The 16,081-nt window shown below is 44.4% G+C and carries 17 protein-coding genes and 1 riboswitch; of the genes, 2 read left to right on the forward strand and 15 right to left on the reverse strand.

Annotation, left to right across the window (positions count from 1 at the left end; genetic code table 11):
- Positions 1-20: 20 nt before the first annotated feature.
- A complete protein-coding gene (locus EJP77_RS02730; RefSeq protein ID WP_127198283.1) occupies positions 21-662 on the forward strand; it encodes a thiamine diphosphokinase in 642 nt (213 codons plus the stop codon).
- Between the two features lie 283 nt (positions 663-945).
- Positions 946-1,470, forward strand: coding sequence for a C40 family peptidase (locus EJP77_RS02735; protein WP_127197629.1), 525 nt, complete (start codon positions 946-948; stop codon positions 1,468-1,470).
- A gap of 39 nt (positions 1,471-1,509) precedes the next feature.
- Here EJP77_RS02735 and EJP77_RS02740 read toward each other — a convergent pair whose 3' ends face one another.
- From EJP77_RS02740 to EJP77_RS02810, 15 genes are all read right to left on the reverse strand, one after another.
- Entirely contained in the window at positions 1,510-2,175 is a 666-nt protein-coding gene (locus tag EJP77_RS02740) for a response regulator transcription factor (protein WP_127197630.1), read from the reverse strand.
- Between the two features lie 146 nt (positions 2,176-2,321).
- The gene (locus EJP77_RS02745; protein WP_127197631.1) at positions 2,322-3,353 is read right to left on the reverse strand and encodes a thiazole biosynthesis adenylyltransferase ThiF; all 1,032 of its coding nucleotides are present in this window, start codon (positions 3,351-3,353) and stop codon (positions 2,322-2,324) included.
- Positions 3,350-4,117: a thiazole synthase gene (locus tag EJP77_RS02750; protein ID WP_127197632.1), complete on the reverse strand. Its 768-nt coding sequence runs from the start codon at positions 4,115-4,117 to the stop codon at positions 3,350-3,352. The genes EJP77_RS02745 and EJP77_RS02750 overlap by 4 nt, the downstream gene beginning before the upstream one ends.
- 4 nt (positions 4,118-4,121) lie before the next feature.
- Positions 4,122-4,328 carry a sulfur carrier protein ThiS gene (thiS, locus tag EJP77_RS02755; protein WP_127197633.1) on the reverse strand — a complete coding sequence of 69 codons (207 nt, stop codon included), beginning with the start codon at positions 4,326-4,328 and terminating at the stop codon, positions 4,122-4,124.
- The gene (gene thiO, locus EJP77_RS02760) at positions 4,325-5,455 is read right to left on the reverse strand and encodes a glycine oxidase ThiO (RefSeq protein ID WP_127197634.1); all 1,131 of its coding nucleotides are present in this window, start codon (positions 5,453-5,455) and stop codon (positions 4,325-4,327) included. The genes thiS and thiO overlap by 4 nt, the downstream gene beginning before the upstream one ends.
- A 6-nt stretch (positions 5,456-5,461) precedes the next feature.
- Positions 5,462-6,124, reverse strand: coding sequence for a thiamine phosphate synthase (locus EJP77_RS02765; protein ID WP_127197635.1), 663 nt, complete (start codon positions 6,122-6,124; stop codon positions 5,462-5,464).
- Between the two features lie 170 nt (positions 6,125-6,294).
- Positions 6,295-6,402, reverse strand: a riboswitch (TPP riboswitch).
- 104 nt (positions 6,403-6,506) lie between these two features.
- Positions 6,507-8,060 carry an ABC-F family ATP-binding cassette domain-containing protein gene (locus EJP77_RS02770; protein WP_127197636.1) on the reverse strand — a complete coding sequence of 518 codons (1,554 nt, stop codon included), beginning with the start codon at positions 8,058-8,060 and terminating at the stop codon, positions 6,507-6,509.
- Between the two features lie 180 nt (positions 8,061-8,240).
- Positions 8,241-9,230 (reverse strand): hypothetical protein, encoded by a 990-nt coding sequence (locus EJP77_RS02775; RefSeq protein ID WP_127197637.1) that lies wholly within the window; start codon positions 9,228-9,230, stop codon positions 8,241-8,243.
- Positions 9,217-9,768, reverse strand: coding sequence for a hypothetical protein (locus EJP77_RS02780; protein ID WP_127197638.1), 552 nt, complete (start codon positions 9,766-9,768; stop codon positions 9,217-9,219). Before EJP77_RS02780 ends, EJP77_RS02775 begins: the two co-directional genes overlap by 14 nt.
- Positions 9,769-9,779: 11 nt before the next feature.
- Positions 9,780-10,172, reverse strand: coding sequence for a hypothetical protein (locus tag EJP77_RS02785; RefSeq protein ID WP_127197639.1), 393 nt, complete (start codon positions 10,170-10,172; stop codon positions 9,780-9,782).
- A complete protein-coding gene (locus tag EJP77_RS02790) occupies positions 10,172-10,657 on the reverse strand; it encodes an ABC transporter permease (protein ID WP_127197640.1) in 486 nt (161 codons plus the stop codon). Before EJP77_RS02790 ends, EJP77_RS02785 begins: the two co-directional genes overlap by 1 nt.
- Before the next feature lie 22 nt (positions 10,658-10,679).
- Positions 10,680-12,806, reverse strand: a complete 2,127-nt coding sequence (locus EJP77_RS02795; RefSeq protein ID WP_246021644.1) for a hypothetical protein — start codon at positions 12,804-12,806, stop codon at positions 10,680-10,682.
- Complete coding sequence (locus tag EJP77_RS02800) at positions 12,748-14,541, reverse strand: ATPase, T2SS/T4P/T4SS family (protein WP_246021646.1); 1,794 nt, start codon at positions 14,539-14,541, stop codon at positions 12,748-12,750. The genes EJP77_RS02795 and EJP77_RS02800 overlap by 59 nt, the downstream gene beginning before the upstream one ends.
- Positions 14,542-15,369: a P-loop NTPase family protein gene (locus EJP77_RS02805; protein WP_127197641.1), complete on the reverse strand. Its 828-nt coding sequence runs from the start codon at positions 15,367-15,369 to the stop codon at positions 14,542-14,544.
- The gene (locus EJP77_RS02810; protein ID WP_127197642.1) at positions 15,366-16,079 is read right to left on the reverse strand and encodes a hypothetical protein; all 714 of its coding nucleotides are present in this window, start codon (positions 16,077-16,079) and stop codon (positions 15,366-15,368) included. The genes EJP77_RS02805 and EJP77_RS02810 overlap by 4 nt, the downstream gene beginning before the upstream one ends.
- Positions 16,080-16,081: the final 2 nt, after the last annotated feature.

Raw genomic sequence — 16,081 nt, forward strand, 5'->3', positions numbered from 1 at the left:
GGGTAGAAAGGATGAAGACAATGCCTCCAAGACGGGTTTTGATTTTTACAGGCGGCAATATTAAGAAGGACAGTATTCATGAGATACAAGAAGATGACTTCATTATAGGGGCAGATAAAGGTGCCCTGTTTCTCGTCGATAATGGGATTCAGCCTGATATCGCTGCAGGAGATTTTGATTCAGTAACTGAGGACGAGCTTGAACGGATCAGGAAATCCAGCCGTAAGTTGTTTACATGCGATCCAGTGGATAAGAACCTTACAGATACCGAGCTTGCTTTTGAAATGGCCCTCGATCAGCGGCCTGAAGAGGTTGTTATGATTGGAGCGATAGGTTCAAGGCTCGATCATTCTCTCGCTAATATTCAGATGATGTTAAGAGGACTTCAGCATAAAGTGGTTAGTTCCATTCTGGATGAACATAACTATATCTCGCTTACGGGTTCCTCTTTAAAAGTTAAAGACCGCGGATTTACCTACGTCTCCCTCCTCCCTCTCACGCCCGAAGTAACCGGGATTACCTTGAACGGGTTTATGTATCCGCTGCAGGATGCTACGATTCAGATGGGCCAATCTCTTGGCATTAGCAATCGATTAACGGGTCATGAAGGAACGATCCAGATTGAAAGCGGCCTGCTGCTCGTAATTCAGAGCAAAGATTAAGATGTTTTTCCGGTAACAAAATTGTCATAACGTAAGAACTCTGTTTCAGATTTAAATACCGATAAACCCTTGTGTATCAAGGGTTTATTTTTGTTATTTTCTCTAGATTTGACTTTGAATGCGCTATTTTAGTTAAACTTTTTGTAACTTTAATGATATTTTAATAATCGCCTTCAAAGCCCTGCCTGGCATGAGTTTGTTGGCACCTATCCATAATCTAGTAGCTTAATAACCTGATATAGTAGAGCCATGCCCAACAAGAAAAGAAATTTGGAGGTACTACATGAGAAACCATAACAAACTATTCCAAAAAGTATTGACTCTAGGGGTGTGTGCCACAATCACATTCTCAGGATTCTTTGCAGCAGGTGCTACTTCAGTTAACGCAGCATCTTCAACTATTAACGCTCAAGCTACAGCAACATCGAAAGCCCAAAAGGTAATTAACCTAGGAAAAAAATTCATGGGCGTTCCATATAAGTTTGGCGCAGCAACCAATACAACTCGTAACTTCGACTGCTCTACTTTCACGAAATATGTATTTAAGTCTGTTGGCGTTAAATTGCCTCGTACGTCAGCTCAGCAATCCAAAGTAGGTAAATTTGTATCCCGTTCTAACTTGAAGGCTGGGGATCTGGTCTTCTTCTCAAGCGGAAGCCGTGCCAACGGAAAGAACGTAACTCACGTTGCCATATATATTGGCGGAGGGAAGCTTCTTCATACCTATGGCAAACCAGGCGTAACCATTTCCAACCTGAACAAAGGGAATTGGGACCGAACTTATCTGAAAGCACGCCGCGTGATCTAACACACCTAATCAAGCCGATGTCTATTGACATCGGCTTTTTTAATGGATAATATAGCCGGTGCCTCTTACGGTATGAATGATTTTACGGGAATGCCCCCGGTCAATCTTGCTTCTCAAATGGCGAATATAGACATCCACCACATTCGTATCTACCCGAAAATCGTATCCCCATACTTCCTGAAGCAGTTCTTCACGGCTGCATACCTGGTTCACCCGGCGAAGCATAAAGCACAAGAGATCATATTCCTTGGGTGTTAGCTTAATCAGCTGTTCTCCTCGGTACACCTTTCTGCTTTTCAATTGCACCTGAACATCCGCAAACGACAACAACATTTCAGCGCCAGCTCTTGCTCCATAGAACAATTCAAGCAGCTTATGAATCCGAGCCACTAGCTCCACAGGTGGCCCTTTCATATCAACATAATCATGGGCACCTTCTTGAAAGGCTTGTACTAGCTCCTGGGTAGAGGATTCAGGAGAAAGGACAATAACAGGACATTTCATCGCGGGAGAACCATCCTTCATCGCTTTAAGGAATTCGAGAAGACCCATATTCTTCAAAAGAGTGCTTATCAGCAATAGGTAAGGAACTTGATTACGAACAATTTGAAGTCCTTCCTCCGTACTCTCGATCTTTTCGATGCCAAATCCTGCATCAATCAATGCCTCCGAAAGCACTTGATCAGCTCCATTCAAATTACCCACAATCCATAACGTTCTATCAGGAACCGTCTTCGACCTCCTTCTTGATCAGGCCATTTGTAGGACTTATTTTCTCACAATACAAAAAATCCATACTGCCAAATGGCAATATGGATCTCTAAATTTCCTAAATTTATTAATCAGAAGTCTTAACCGAAATAGCGGTGGTAAATACGCTTGGCCTCAGTAATATCCTTGGTACCATGAATCATGGCACGACCATCCTTAAATATAACCATCCTTTTATCATGAAGTTTGATCGATACGAGAAAAGGATTGCTTTCAACTGGTCCCTCATTAAGCTGACTAAGTGAATTTGCAACCTGAGTAAGATTGACATCTCTTCTTACAGAGGGGCGAATCTGAACCGTATCCCGGCCGCATAGCACTTCAGTCTTTTGCAGATTGGCTGCCGATAGGAACGGATAGGTTCTGTCAGGCCCGCAAGAGTGGCAGTCGTGCTTGATCGCACTCCCAACCTTGATAGATGCTTGCTCGTTGCGCCACAGATCAAAAGAGAGCAAGGTTCCTCGCAGCGCCTGTTTGTTCCCCGTCAACAGCTTCATAGCTTCGGTCGTTTGATGGGCCACAACGGTCTGAACTGCCGGAGGAATTATGCCAGCGGTATCGCAGGTATCCCCACCAAGGGGGATGGACCCCAGCAGACAATTAAGACAGGGGGTCTCACCGGGAACTATAGTATAGGTAATCCCATAACTGCCCACGCATCCTCCATAAATCCAGGGAATTCCATGCTTTTGGGCAATATCATTAATTAACAATCGCGTATCGAAGTTGTCCGTTGCATCCAGGATCAGTTGTATACCCGGCAGCAAATCTTCAATTTCTTGTAAAGTAACGTCAATGACATGCGCATCGATCTTGATGCTTGAGTTAATCTCCTTCAACCTTCTGTGAGCTGCAACAGCTTTGGGGAGGCGCTCTCGTGCGTCGGACTCCGAGAAAAGCTGCTGACGCTGCAGATTGCTCCATTCCACATAATCTCTGTCTGCAATACGAACGTGCCCAACTCCTGCACGAACCATCGTCTCCGCTATTCCCGTGCCAAGCGCACCTGCACCAATAATCAGGATACTGCTGTCCGCCAGTCTCTTCTGGCCTTCAAGACCAATCGGCGTGAAACGTTCCTGTCTGGAATAACGGTCTTCCCCATCATTCATTTCGTGATCATCCCTTCCTGCGGACTGCTTGCCGCAGCATAACGTTTAACCGGGATCCTCCCTGCTTCATATCCTAAGCGTCCTGCTTGAACTGCAAGCTTCATAGCTTCAGCCATTTTCACAGGATCATTTGCTCCTGAGACGGCTGAGTTCAACAGTACACCATCTGCTCCTAGCTCCATGGCAAAAGCTGCATCTTTCGGAGAACCAATTCCCGCATCCACAATTACAGGAACCTCCGCCTGTTCAATAATGATCTCCAAATTGAATGGATTGATGATTCCTCGGCCTGTTCCTATAGGGGAAGCGCCAGGCATTACAGCATGTACGCCCAGCTTCTGAAGCCTCTTGGCCAGAATCACATCATCCGAGATGTAAGGAAGAACAATGAAGCCCTCCTCAAGCAAAATTTCACAAGCCTTCCAGGTTTCGAGCGGATCAGGTAGAAGCGTATGGGGATCGCCGATCACCTCTACTTTGATCATATCACAAAGGCCAGAAGCTTTCGCTAATCTGGCTATGCGAACGGCTTCCTCAGCATTAACAGCTCCGGCAGTATTAGGAAGCAAAGTGTATCTTTTCAGGTCTAGACGCTCAAGGAAATTCTCCTCACGTGGGTTGGACAAATTCAAACGACGAACAGCAAATGTTAGAATCTCCGTTTCGGAAACCTCAACTGCCCGACTTTGAATGTCTAAATCCGAGAATTTGCCTGTTCCAAGCAATAAGCGTGAATGAAATTGTTGTGATCCAATTGTTAACATGTTCTTAACCGCCTCCTACAAAATGTACAATCTCTATCGTATCGCCATCTTTTACCGGTGTTGCCGCATGTTGTTCCTTTAGCAGAATCTCCTGATTTCTCTCAACGACCACAGTCTTGACACCCAAGTCTAGACTATGAAGGAGATCCTCAACCGTTGTAATCGCCTTCTCATCCAGATCCATGAACTGTCCATTGATTCTCAGCTTCATCGAAGAAGTCCCCCTTCAAGCTGATTCTGGAATCGGTCTGGACGGAAGGGAGCCAGATTAATCCCCGGAGTGACGATGCCATCCATCTCGTCTGAGAGAATGCGGGCAGTAATAGCGCTTAGAAGAATACCATTGCGATAATGACCGGCTGCTGCATAGAGGCCGCGCACATCTGAGAACTCACCCAGGTATGGAAGTCCATCCGGGGACTTCGGGCGATGCCCTGACCAGGCTCTCACAAAGTGAGCATTGCTGATCTCAGGAATCATTTCTGCCGCTTCGCTAAGCAGTCTTGTCACACTTCCGGCAGCTACGCCATTTGAACTGTCACCAGGGAAGCTCGTAGCACCTATCCACAGCTTGTTGCCTGGTTTTGGCACAATATAAATAGATTTCGCGTACAGGGTAGTACGTAATAGAGGAGTGTCGCTTCGTACCTCGACAATTTCTCCTTTTACCGGCTCGAGTGGAAGTGATATTCCTAGAGGCTGCAAGAGCTGCTCCATTCGCCATCCTCCTGCAAGCACAATTTGGTCACATGGAAGAAACCCTCTTGAAGTTACCACCCCTTGGACCTGATTCTCTTGAACTTGTATACTTGTTGCTTCAGTCTGATGGAGTAAAACAGCACCTTTGGCCTGTGCACTGTACGCTAGTGCCTGGGTCAGTTTGGAGGGTATTACCTGAATTTCTTCTGAGCGGTAAATGGCACCTGCTAGTCCATGACGGAGTGCTGGCTCACTGGTTGATAGTCTCTCTGGTGTCCACCATTCACCTGTACCTCCAGCAAGTATCCTCGCCTGAAGTTCTTCGGCTTCCCGATTATCCCTAGCAGGGGTCAGAAATCCTTGCTCATTCAGTCCTGCGTCAATACCACTTGTCTGCCTTAGTTCACGAATAATTGCAGGAAAGGCATCCCTGCTCATTCTGGCCATAGTTTGAAGCTCTGGATGATCAAAATGCTCGCAATCCGCCGCAAGCATTCCTGCCGCAGCGCCTGATGCCCCTGAAGCAAGATCGGTCTGTTCAACTATCGTAACCTTCCGGCCTCTCTTGGTTAACTGGTAACCAAGGAAGCTTCCGATAATTCCGCCTCCAATAATAACGACTTCTCGTTGACTACCCAAAAATACTCACTCTCCCTCTTGATACTTCGCTGTCACTTCCCATGAAGCTTTCGCTGCAGCCTCATTCAGTGCATTCCGATACTCGCTTGCAGCGAAAGCTGGGTCTTCTGCATTCATAATTCCTGACATGATCGCGATCCCTGAAGCACCTGCCTGAATAACCTCCTTAACACGCTGGGGTGTAATGCCGCCTATCGCAATAACTGGGATTGGGGATAGGGTACAATTTAAGGTAAGCTCAGGTATCCCTCGGCCAGGAAGTCCTGCTTTGGAGTTGGTTGAGTATACATGTCCGTAAAGGCAGTAATCGGCTTTATTCGAACAAGCGGCTGAAATCTCCTCAGAATTGTGAACCGAGCGGCCAATTCTAAGTTTACCTTCACTCAGAGCTTTTGCTTGCAGAGGGCTGAGGCTCTCTGCGCCTAACTGCACACCACCTAGGAAATAAGCCATGGCAATATCTACCCGGTCGTTAACGTACAACTTAGAATTAGGTATTCCTTGTTCCAGCAGCTGTTCCACAGCGGATGATAACTTTCGTGCACTCCAGAGCCGTTCTCTGAGATGAAATGCGTCTATGTAGGGATGGATTGCTTCTGCAATGGACACCAGCTTATCCTGATCCGTTTGTCCATTTGAGATGACGTGGATTTCATAGGAAGAGCTCATTAAACTCCATCTTCCTTTCAAGTGCTATGTAGTAAAAGTGGTAAATCACATGCAAAAAAGCCGCTCTCATAGAGAGCGGCAGCACGTTCATATCAAAGCGAAAGCTCTGATCACGGTCAAATTCAACAGGGCTAATTACAAGCTTCCCCTATCTTGAATTGTGGTTGTGTCATTCACGAGTACCACTTCCCTACGCTGGTATAACCCAGATCAGGTGCAAAGGGTCCGGAAGTATGTAACTTCCATCTCAGCCAGAATCGGCCCCCCTAGTGTGTAACTATTCAGGTTGATACAATTGTAGCATGTTTTGGGAATATAGAGAACCCTCAGATCACTTCTCGAACGAAAAGCACTGAGGGTTACCATGATTAAAGCTTGAATATTATACCTTTTTGGTTGACCAGGCTTCTACATCCCAAGTCTTGGTTACCCAATCCTCATAGAAATCAGGTTCGTGGGAGACTAGAATCACAGTTCCTTTAAATTCCTTAAGTGCACGTTTGAGTTCTTCCTTCGCCACGACATCCAAGTGGTTCGTTGGTTCGTCAAACAGAATATAATTGGTTTCGCGCATCATCAGCTTGCACAGACGTACTTTAGCTTGTTCTCCCCCGCTCAGTGCTTTAAGAGGCCGGGTAATGTGTTCATTCTTCAGACCACAGCGCGCAAGATGTGCACGGACCTCATGCTGATTGAGATGAGAGAATTCATTCCATACATCATCGATTGGAGTAATATTCTCGGCGCGAACCTCCTGTTCAAAATAAGCCGGGAACAAGAAATCGCCCTGGTAGGTTTTTCCGCTGATTGGGCGAATTTTACCTAGAATAGTTTTGAGCAGAGTGGATTTACCTACACCGTTACATCCCACAATAGCAATCTTATCACCACGTTCAATCGTCATGGACATCTTAGGCAGCAGGGCATGAGTATAACCAATCTCAAAATCAATTCCCTCAAAGACCGTCTTACCGCTTGCGCGAGCTTCCTTAAAACCAAAAGTAGGCTTAGCCGCCTCCTCAGGACGATCGATACGTTCAATTCGTTCCAGCTGCTTCTCACGGCTCTTAGCCCGGCCGGAAGTAGAGTAACGGGCTTTGTTCCGCTGAATGAAATCCTCTTGCTTCTTGATGAATTCCTGCTGTTTCTCATACGCCTCGATATGCTGATTCTTGTTCATGTCTGCCATGTCGAGGAACCTTTCATAGTTGGCTGTATATCTAGTCAGCTTCGCAAACTCGAGATGATATACCACATTAACAACCTTATTCATGAATTCTGTATCATGAGAGATCAGCATAAAAGCATAGGGATAGTTCTGTAAATAGTTGGTTAACCACTGAATGTGTTCAACGTCCAAATAGTTCGTTGGCTCATCGAGCAGCAGAACATTGGGCTTCTCAAGCAGCAATTTGGCCAGAAGGACCTTCGTACGCTGTCCCCCACTAAGAGCGGAAACATCGCGGTCCAGCCCAATGGCAGAAAGACCGAGTCCATTTGCCATTTCTTCGACTTTAACATCGATTAAGTAGAAATCACCAATATCAAGCTGTTCCTGGATTTCGCCCATCTGATTCAATAGTTCTTCGAGTTCTTCAGGAGAAGCATCTCCCATTTTGTTGGTGATCTCCAGCATTTCCTGCTCAAGTTCCAGCAGGGGAAGGAACGCATCCTTCAGCACATCACGAACCGTCTTGCCTGGGGTAAGTATGGAGTGCTGATCCAAATAGCCATAACGCACTCTCGGGGTCCACTCCACTTTCCCGCTGTCTTTGAGCAGCTTACCTGTCAAAATATTCATAAGCGTTGACTTACCTACGCCATTTGCTCCAACCAATCCTACACGTTCCCCGGCCAGCAGGCGGAAAGAGACATTCTTGAATAACGTGCGGTCTCCAAAATTATGTGATACGTTCTCAACTGTTAATAAACTCATAAAAAAGAACAGGCTCCTATCTCATATATATTTAATAAATTCAGTAATCATCAATATAGACATTCAAGAATTTATTTTAGCATAAGAAGGAGCAATCCTGAAATAACTGAAGCAAAATTTAATGCAACTCGCTATTAAAATTGATGCTTAATTACTTGCTGTATTCCCACCTGTATCTTTTCAAGGTAATTTACGGCACACTCTGGACTCAAAATAACCCTTGGCTGCCGCTTCACGTTCACTCGTAAATACCTCTTCGAGTTTATATCCCGAATCGCATGAAGCACGGTAATAGTATTTAATTCCTGTGGCTTGATCGATCCCGCCGTGGATAACAGATCGTTTCACTAACCTTCCGCCGCCAAGAGCATAATTGTTGTAATACTCATCCCCTACAGGGATCCCTTGGAGAAAGACGAGGATTCCGATATCATTCAACGTATTGTTCCAGTCTTCTTCAGAGATAGTCGGAAGCGTGAATTGATAGGTTATCCCATGTCTAGCGGCGTACAAATTATGACTGTTGATCGTATTCGCTAAGTCATCTTCAATACTTTGAACTATCACGGTTCGTCTTGTTGCTTCATATACATCCTCATGGTCCAGCACAGATACACTGCTGCTTCTAGCGATTTCCTCCAGCGCCCCACTCATCCACTTACCAGCAGCTGAATCATACACACTCACATAATGATCGAGAGTGAAATGGATTACATTCCCTTGCTTGTCTGCGTCAGCGTACGGCTTCTTGACGCTCCATCGATAGTCTGCTAGCGGCTCGTTATGCTCTCCAGTATACTCGCTGGAATGATAGATGTAGTATCCATCATAATCCATGACAACTACAGCAGGAATATAGTTCATAAATGTCCGCTGTGCAGCAGCATCTTCTCCTATTCCAAAATTCAGATACAGCGTATGAAGTAACGAATCCAGCGCTTGATCGCGATTGGCTCGAAAATATTTGTCCGAAGCGTAACCCGCTTCATATTGCTGAAGCTCGTTGTCATTCAGCTGACTTCCACCGTCTTGAACAGCTGCTCTTAATGCAGAAGTATAGCGGCTGCTTAGACGCTGCGCTTCAAGTCTCTCCTGACTATGGACAGAGCTTACCCATAAGAAAGGTCCCACGATAAGAACGAACAACACAGCAAGATCAGTAATCTTCATTCAACACCATCCCTCCATAATGCAGAGGGCTATCTTGTTCGCCAGAAGCTGAATCATACAGCATACTTGTAAATGTATTTAGAGGACTTTGATCTTTCCGCTGAATATTTACCGTGAAATAGTCACCCATCTCCAAATAGTACTTTCGCTCTTTACTGTCCTTCTCAGCTGGTGTATCCGGAAATAAAACCTCCTCCAATTCCTCGGTGTAGTGTCCTTCATATTGAACACTATATTTATTGAGGAAAGTTGATCCGTCCGAGGGATCATCGTATTCGGGATGATACTTTTTATGCTGATGCTCCATTGCAACATCAAAATATCCCCCGGAGCTTCCTAGCTCTGTCCGAAAATCCTCATACATCACTGGGGATATATATCCCTTATTCCTCACAGAATCAACAAACTCAGTTAAAGCATGGTAGGAAGTAAGAAGAGTAATATCCTCCTGGGTTTTGGCATGCTGTACCGCGGGCACTAAGTAAAGCAGCAGCACGGCGAGCAAGGCAGCCAATATTTTGGAAACGGAGTTAATCATGAACTTGCCCCTTAATTCATTTTATTAAATGACACCCGCTTAATCTCTCCCGAAGTATCTCTGACGTACTTTACTTCATAACTACTGGTCAAACTGACTTCTTCAGCAGGGAAATCCACTTCCGATTCTATCTGACTGGGATATAATCGGCCCTGAAGCTCAACATCTAAGTGTTCTTTATGGCGCTCCTGCATAATTACTAGAACCTCAGCTCCCGTATAGGTCTCGGCAGTTACCTTGTTTGTACTAAGAGAGACACTTCGATTCTGTGACCCTCCTATATCAGAGGCGCGTTCAAGTGCCTGATTGCTCAAGGTTATTCCGGACCAGGTATAGAATAATGCTGTGAGCCATAAAGTCAGACCTGCCGCTAACCAAAGTATTTTCCTAGTATTCTCTAACATTATCTCGCCGTACTCTGCACAAAGATTAGACCACGAACAACGTTGGAGCTGTCCTTCACGACCTGAGCCCTGAACTTGCCGCTGGGATTAACATAGTTGGGATCTGTTTCATCCCAGGATTTCGTGACTTCCGTTGTGCTTTTCCCTGTAACTGATCCATAAGCACCGTCAGCAACATCTGCAGTGTTTAGAGAGGAGCCATACCACACGCCGCTCTGATTCTTCCCGGTGAGGACCTTGATTCCAAATTGATCTTTACCTTTAAATTTTCTAATGGCATTGACAACCTGTGAACCGCTGATCGAAGTGTCGTCATACACGGTAAACGAGGCTTGGGCAAGCTCGGTTTGAATATCAGAAAAATTATTTTGGGCCGTCTTTGTTGCCTCTTGAGCGGAGATAAATAAAATAACGACAATTGTAATAAGGGCTATGGTCAGGAAAATACCAGCTGCAACTTTAAGTGCTGTAGACGCATTATTCATAAATTGAAACCTCCATCTTTAGTTATATTTTTTGAATTTGTTCGTAATATTGGCTCATCTGTTCAAAGCTCATCCAGATCAATGGAATAACCAGATACATAAAGATAAGTGCATACATTGGCGTAAAACCGATCATCCGGCCAAGGTTTGCTTTAGTCTCCAGCATTTGATCGTAGTCCAGCCGCCTTTGCTCAAACCGAAAAGCCATCTCTGTCTCCAGATCATCGAAAGCCTGCGCTATCGGTATCTTCTCCACCGCCAGCAGCAGCTTCTCCGCCAATCTGCTGAACTCCGGAAGGGCCGATTCTTCCTTCATACATTGCAGAGCAGCTTCTGCCCCATGCTCATAATGGAGCAGGCATTTCTCGATAGGTGTTCTGAATATGATGGAGTAAGCAAGCATCCACTCTAGAATTTCCTCTACAGAGATTCTCTCAAGTTCTCGAAGAATGGAGATCATGGTCTGAAACTGGTAGACTTCATGCTTCATATCCATTGATCTAACTCTTCTTTGGAAATAAAGCATCCATATGGGGAAATAATATCCTGAACATCCGACGCCTATTGCCAAAAGTATTTCCCACCACTTCAAGTACTCTTGATTTAATCTGTTCATTTTGTCCATGATGCGGCTAACTGTGGCGGTAATCTGATCTTTAGAAAGACTTGTATCTTTGCTTGTAGCAACCATTTGGGACATTTGATTATAGTTAACCGTTGAGCGTAATCCAGCATTACGCAGACTATCTATCCATTTCCGATCCTCGTCAGCGATTACACGGGCTTTCTTCATCTCATCGGGAGACGATGAGCCAAAAATCACGCCTTCTCTCGGACTCTCCGCTACAATACGTTCCCTTTCACTCCAATGCAGAAAGAAACAAGCACTTAACGTAATAAGAAAAGCACATATAAACAAAACGATTCGCCGAACATATATCCATTCCACTTTAAGTGGATGGTTAGTATCTCTTAACAGCTCAGAAACCTTCATATAGACTCTGGAATCAGGTTTAGGGATAAATACTACGAGCAGATTTCCTATCTTTGAATTTTCATATATTGTTTGTTCCCAGGGTCTTCGCTTAGGGCCGGATTCATAAGTTCTATCCTCCAGACTGCTTAGTTTCTGAAGCAACACATAAGCAAGAATGATAATGACATATATTATGATCTTGGTCAGCAGCCCATATTTCCCTAAATAGAAATCCTCCATTAATGGGAAGCTTTTTCTTGCCCACAGCTCGATCGGTTTAGTGAAAAAGACCGGAATAAGAGCAATGAAATGTAATCCTCTCAATAAGTAATCAAGTTTATTGCGGCGCAAAACGTCCAAATGGATTTCCTGTGTAAGACTGCTGATCGCTTTTAAATAGACAGAGCCTTCCTTCTTCACTTTATCCCCATATTCCATAATTAAATAAGAAATTCCGGCAAAGGATTTAAGAAAGCGATTGGGAATTGTCTCATAGTACTTATTAAGTTCTTCATCAGGCTCTGCGGAGACAAGCGCATCAGCTATAGCAAATCCGTGTCTTGCAATTTCTTCATCCGAACTCTCTGCAGCTTCATACAAGGCTTCTTCAACAATCCCGTGACGGTGATAGGCATGTCTCACCTCTGTAAAGTAATCCACCATTTGGAGGAGCAGCCTTTTCTCCAGACGATTAATAAATGAGTCCACAAACATGCCATTCAGAATGATTGCTGTAAGAATCAGCGTCAATAAATAAATAAAATCAGGATTTAAGCCGTAAAGAAGTGTTATACTGCACCCGAATGTTCCCATAATACTTATTCCTGCTGACATGGAATGTATACGAAGGTCGAACTCATTATAAATATTCACACCGGCAATTCTTTTTCGGATCTTAAGAATATATGTACGTACTAAGGGGAGCTTCATACTGCTCTGATAAGCTACCAGCATCCAGATTTTGTACTGATTAACCCAATTACCGGAAGCAGCTGGCTGTTTAAAAGCAAGATAGCCTTCGCTACTCTGTTCTTTTTTATGTATTATCTTTAAAGCTATCATCAGGCTAATGAATACAACTACTGATACGATCAGGGCCCACGCCAGCCACTGCTTAAGCTCCAACTTGTTCACCCCAATAAGTGTTGACGAAAGTGCGGAAGTTAATGGCATCTTCCTTGGTCATTTGATCTGTCATTTCCTGAATACATTGACTGGATAGAGAGCAGGAGGGTACATAACGTCCATTGTGATACTCAACAATGTTCCTACCTCTGGACTTATCTTCATTCACACATTCCGTAATCCGCTCAATATAGCGGTTGCCTTTCATATCTGCACGCAAATGGATATTGAAATTAATGACGCTCAAAACTTGCCCTTCGGCCATTCTCTCATCCCTGAACATACCTGATTTAAGCAGTGAATTACGTAATGACTGAATAAGGTCATCAAATGTCTTGGCGTGATGTGTAAAAATAGTAAATAAACTAGCCACCTGTGCCATCTGAATCATCCACGTTGCCACCTCGTCTGTAGCCACTTCACCCAATATATTAACCGCTCCATCCGTCTTTTTCTGAAGATCAAGTCCAGCTTGGCCGCTAATATAATCTGTCTCCTTGAAGCTAAGGATATTGCGGCTGCTGTACAAGCTTCTTAGATTAAGCTCGAACGACATCTCCTGAACTCGGAGTGTGTATGAAGCATAAATATGCTTAACCATAGCCATAAGCAGAGTTGTTTTCCCAGATCCTTGTGCTCCGGTAATTGCAGTAATTCTGCTTCCCTTCATCAAATATTTAATAAGCTCAATGGGCAGCTCAGCATTGTCATCCTTGATTAATTGAGCTAGTACAGCGGACTTGACATCAAATTTCCTTACAAAAAAGGCCCATGACTCAGAAAACGGTGGCCTAACCACGACTACCCGGGATCCGTCTTTCATTTCGTTCACTTTATACCCACTGGATTCGGATAGTTGACCAGGGAGATTATACTTGTAGATATTTTGGCATACCCGCTTGAGCTCGCTCTGACTCCCAAACGATAGAAAAGGAAGATGAATGGACTTACCTCTGTAAAAGATCCACACACTTTCATAATTCTTTGGAACATGTGTCTGACTATTACGATGCCAGGTGCCATAGCCGGGACTATCCGAATTCTGTTCAATAACCTTCCGGCTACCCTGATCCGAAACACCACTAACCCCACCGCTTATACCGTCTATTCTCTGATCACGAAGCTCGTCTGCCACCGAGAATCCCTTATACTGCTGATAAATTCTTTGTACGATAATATCTAATTTCTCTTGGAGCAATAAAGGCCTGTACTCTTGATCAAAGGCATGGTTGATATCCTCAGCTGTAATCTCGAACACCTCTTCCTCGTTGTCAGCAGAGATTCTTGCCCTGTCCAGCTTATAATTCTCAATAAGAGTGCTTATAGCATTTTCTCCATGGCTCGATTTATATAAATACAGAAGGATATCAAACCGATCCTGATTGCACAACAAATGGATCTCTTCAAAGGGAATGATCTTGTCAATATTTGAGGCGTCAACTCCATAGGTGGTCTGTAGCAGATCGGAAATATACAGCTTCACAAATTCCTTATTCGCCAGGTCCCCTGATACACAGCCCTTTAAGGCTTTGCGAAGCTCGGTCCTCTGATTAAGAATTCTCCGGTATTGCTCTTCCCCATATTTCCAATCATCAACTCTTGTTCGGCTAAGATCATGGAGACTTTGTTTAATAGAATGAATTAGCGCATCGAGCGTATAGCTTTCCTCTTGTTCCCCCGACTCCCTTAGGCTACGACTAGGTACAAATAGCTTGAAAACAACGAATAATATTATAGATAAAGATATAATTCCAACTAATACAGCATTCATTCCAGCACCCATTCAAGCCCCCCTGCCCGAGGAAGGCATACGCTGAATATCCGCAAGCTCCATCACTTTCTGGCTTAATCGCCGGACTGCATCCATATACTTCTCACTGGCCGTATTTCTCCGCAACCTGTTATAATTCCGCTGGAAAAACGCAATCACTTCTTGAGAATTCCAAGCGTTGGCGTATTCCCGGCAGTAGGGAATACCGAATATCGGTGCTTTATAGCCATATTTTCGTTTGATATTTGAGATTGAACAATGCTGATCGGCATCGTAGTGGTGTATGACAAGCACATGCGGCTTATTGGTAAGCATTGGATTATACTTAGCTTCTTCAAAATAGGTCTCGAGTAGTCTATTGTTCTGTCTTAGCAAAATCACCGTAACTTCCCCTCCTTTCAATGTCATCTCATTAAAAGTTCCCGTCCCGGGGGAGTCGATTAATACACAATCATAACGTTCGTTGGCGACTTGAAGCAGATGATTGAACTGGAGTTCCTGGTATCGCAAGAGACCTGATTCACCAAATTCAGGACCTGGAGCCATATCCAACCTGCCACTTATAAGCGGTATCGTATAATCCGAGATATTATTTCTGTCTAAAATCCCGCTGGCGGATAAACGCATTAATGCATCCATCCCTTGTTCGTTCGGCCGTGCAGCTAAATCTGCAGCATAGCTTTTATCTACCTTAAATGCTTCATCAATACCCGTTCTTCTTTTACCTGTCTGTGTGAGCAAGAGCCTGATTCGATAATCCAGACTAGTCATCACTGCGAGTGGCACCGCTAGCTCTGACGTTCCAATCTGTCCATAGTCCCAAAAAGCAACTGTAGTCATGCTCTTCTCCTTTCAGCGCAGCGAAAGGCTTTTCGTGTAAGGGCTCTATCCCAATCGGTCAGCTGTTCAACCAATTCTTTGAGAGCTTTTTTATAGGAGCGGGTTACCCTCTTAAATCCAATGGTTTGCGCGTGCTCACTTTCCAATCGTACGACTATATTAGTTTCATCCCAAGGCATCTCTATGAAATCCTCCTCCCACAAAATGGGCAGGCTGCTGACAAAGCTGCGAATATAAGGTTCACTTAAATGGCTGTCCACACTTTGAACATATACTCTTCTAACTTTAATCCCTTGAAGATTAGGATACTGTCCGAGCAGCCTTGTAAATTGCTCCTTACTCTTTTCAAGTGCATATCTTTCAAAGCTGGTCACCCACACAATGGCATTCGCTTCGCTCCAAATATCCTGTCCACAAAAACCTGGATTCTCCAGGTCATACAAAATGTAGTCGTACGATAACTCAGACTCTCCACTTCTATCCAGGTCATTATATAAATCAAGTGCATTCGCGTAACCCGAAGCAATGTCAATACCGCAAAATTCTGTCAGGGGCATATCTTCTTCATGGACTCCAATTGAGTATTTATACTTACTCTGTTCCGTAGCATCGACTAGCAGAACCCGATGTCCGTTCACCGTAAGGATCTTACTTAGATACAACAGCAATTCCCGCTTATCACTAACTCCAGCAAAAATCCAATGCTTCACTT

The sequence above is a fragment of the Paenibacillus zeisoli genome, from assembly GCF_003994465.1.
In the GTDB taxonomy this organism is placed as follows: domain Bacteria; phylum Bacillota; class Bacilli; order Paenibacillales; family Paenibacillaceae; genus Fontibacillus; species Fontibacillus zeisoli.